The sequence below is a fragment of the Streptomyces sp. UH6 genome (assembly GCF_013421635.1).
Lineage (GTDB): Bacteria > Actinomycetota > Actinomycetes > Streptomycetales > Streptomycetaceae > Streptomyces > Streptomyces abyssomicinicus.
On sequence record NZ_JACADT010000847.1, the window covers coordinates 1 to 2,501 of the forward strand.

The window sequence follows — 2,501 nt, forward strand, 5'->3', positions numbered from 1 at the left end:
GGGCCGTCGAGCTGGCGGCCGGGCACCCGGTGGAGGGCTGAATGGCGCCTACTGCCCGGGGTGGCTGGTCAAGGACGGTCCCGACCTGGGAGAGTTGGCGGATGCTTCTGGATCCGGAGAAAGCGATGTTCGTGCCCGGCGCAACGCCGCTGCTGCTGCTCAGCGGCGCGCCGTTCCACGAGGCCCTGCCGCCGCTCGCGACCGAGGACCGGTCGCTGCCCACCTGCGAGGGGTGGAGCATCTTCCCCAAGCACACGCTGTGCGTGGTGGACGGCCCCGGCGAACACGGCGCGGTCATCCCGTCCATCGCCGCGCTGGTACTGGGCGAGGCCGACATGAACGCCTGGTGCGGCGACGCGGCGCGGGCGGGCGGCGCCGTCGTCCTCTCCGTGGAGCGGCTTCCGGAGGTCGTCGACGTGCCGGCGCTGATGAACGGGGCCCCGACCCGGGGCGGCTTCATGGCCCTCACCGCCTGACCGCCGGCGGACGGCGGGGTCCGGTGCGGGCTCCGGTGTCCACGGTGCTGCCGTTCGTCGGGGAGGTTCCGCGGGACACCTGGGCTCCGCGGGTCACCTGGGGTTCTGCGGGCGCACGTGCGGGGTGGAGGGCGGGGCGGACGACTGCTCCGGGACGACGGCCCGCCGCTCCGGCGTCTCGTCGTCCAGCGGCTCGAGCGGCCTGGAGTGCGCCCAGTGCGGGCCGAGGTCGTCGAGGGTCCACCCGAAGGGGTAGGTGCGCGCCTTGGGCTTCCTCGGGAACCGTTCCGGCCGGGCGGGCAGCAGCCGCAGCAGCGCGGCCCGCGTCCGCAGGGCGCGATGGGTCGCGCTCCGCAGCCAGCGCGGTTCCGCGGGCAGGCCGAGCGCTTCCAGCAGGGGTTCGTCCATCACGGCGATCGCCACCCGGGTGGCGGTCCGGCGTAAGGGGGCGGGGTACCAGGAGGCGAAGATCCGCAGGGTGGCGGCCGCCACCCTGCGGTTGGCGGGGTCGTAGGCGAACATCTCCCGCTCGTAGTCGTCGTGGAGGCGCTCGAAGCCGGCGTAGGTGTCGGGCACGCCGGTGATGCCCATCATCGAGCCCATCCGGTGTCCCACCAGCGCCAGGCTCTCGGCCTCCTGCTCGCACAGCGGCCGCCTGCCGTACCGGTCGATCCAGCGCTTCGGCCCGACCACGGTGGTCGCCAGGACGTAGAGGAAGTCCTCGTTGGGGATGCGGTAGCGGCCGTGGATACGGTTCAGGTGGCGGGCAGCGGCCCGGCCGTGCTCCGAGTCCAGACCGTCGCGGACCATCTCGTAGGCGACCAGGACGGTGTCGTCGTACCGCTTCTGCCCGGCCCGTTCGAACTCCTGGGTGCGGTCGAGGAGCCGGGAGATGCGGGGGACGCCGTAGTCGCGCAGGAAGGCGAACGACGTCCCGTGGAGGTAGTCGTCGGGGAACTCGTAGTGGGTGATCCAGCGGTATATCTGCTCGAAGTCCCGCCGCGGGTCCATCTGCCGGATCCGCCGCAGCCGACGACCGCCGCCCATGCGTCATCACTCCCCGCCACCGTGTGTGTCCACCCCCGCGAGTCGGAGATACAAAAACTATCGATGTGTTTCACGAGACGCGTCAAGACGTCGGGGGTAGACTGAACGGGTGATCAAGGTCTACTACCACTACATCTGAGTTCCGCCCGGGGAGTCCCGGCCGGCGGCCCGTCGCGGCGCCGTGCCGGCCGTCGCGCTCCCCCGCCGTCCGATCACATCTTCCTTCTTCCGATACGGCGGAACTCATGCGTTTTTCCCCGCACTCGGGCATCGTGATGCCCTCCGACGGATCCGGCCCCGGTGGCGCTCCCGGGACCGCGGACTTCCAGCTGGTGCTGGACGATCTGACCCTCTCCCCAGGTGGCCGTGTCCTGCTCGACGGCGTGCGGCAGTCGGTGACGCCCGGCGAGCGCGTCGGCGTCGTCGGCGAGAACGGCTCGGGGAAGTCCACCCTGCTGCGGGTGATGGCCGGACTGGAGCCGCCCGCGGAGGGCGAGGTCCGTCTCCGGGCGCCGGGTGGCGTCGGCCATCTCCCGCAGGTCCCGGACCTGCCGCCCGAGGACACCGTCCAGGACGCCGTGGACCACGCGCTGGCCGGTCTGCGGGCCTTGGAGCGCGCCCTGCGGGAGACCGAACGGGCGCTGTCGAGCGCCGGTCCCGAGGAGACCGGGCTGCTGCTGGCCGCGTACGGCGACCTCATGGAGGCGTTCGAGGCGCGGGACGGCTATGCCGCCGACGCCCGCGTGGCGGCGGCGATGCACGGCCTGGGGCTGGCCCGGATCACCCCCGGCCGCCGCCTGGGCAGCCTCTCCGGCGGCGAACAGGCGCGCCTCGGCCTGGCCTGCGTGCTGGCCGCGTCGCCGCAGTTGCTGCTGCTGGACGAACCGACCAACCATCTGGACGCCTCGGCCCTGGAGTGGCTGGAGGACCGGCTGCGGTCCCACCGGGGCTCGGTGGTGGTGATCTCGCACGACCGGC

3 protein-coding genes are annotated in these 2,501 nt (G+C 72.8%); 2 read left to right on the plus strand and 1 reads right to left on the minus strand.

Annotated elements, in window-relative coordinates; translation table 11 throughout:
• Positions 1-101 precede the first annotated feature (101 nt).
• Positions 102-476: a hypothetical protein gene (locus tag HW445_RS26615; protein ID WP_151774006.1), complete on the plus strand. Its 375-nt coding sequence runs from the start codon at positions 102-104 to the stop codon at positions 474-476.
• Positions 477-569: 93 nt separating this feature from the next.
• Here the strand turns inward: HW445_RS26615 and HW445_RS26620 are convergent, their stop codons facing one another.
• Positions 570-1,523, minus strand: coding sequence for an oxygenase MpaB family protein (locus tag HW445_RS26620; RefSeq protein WP_180223428.1), 954 nt, complete (start codon positions 1,521-1,523; stop codon positions 570-572).
• A gap of 275 nt (positions 1,524-1,798) precedes the next feature.
• Here HW445_RS26620 and HW445_RS26625 point away from each other — a divergent pair.
• Positions 1,799-2,501, plus strand: a 703-nt coding sequence (locus tag HW445_RS26625; RefSeq protein WP_180223429.1) for an ATP-binding cassette domain-containing protein, incomplete at its 3' end; no start/stop codon positions are given.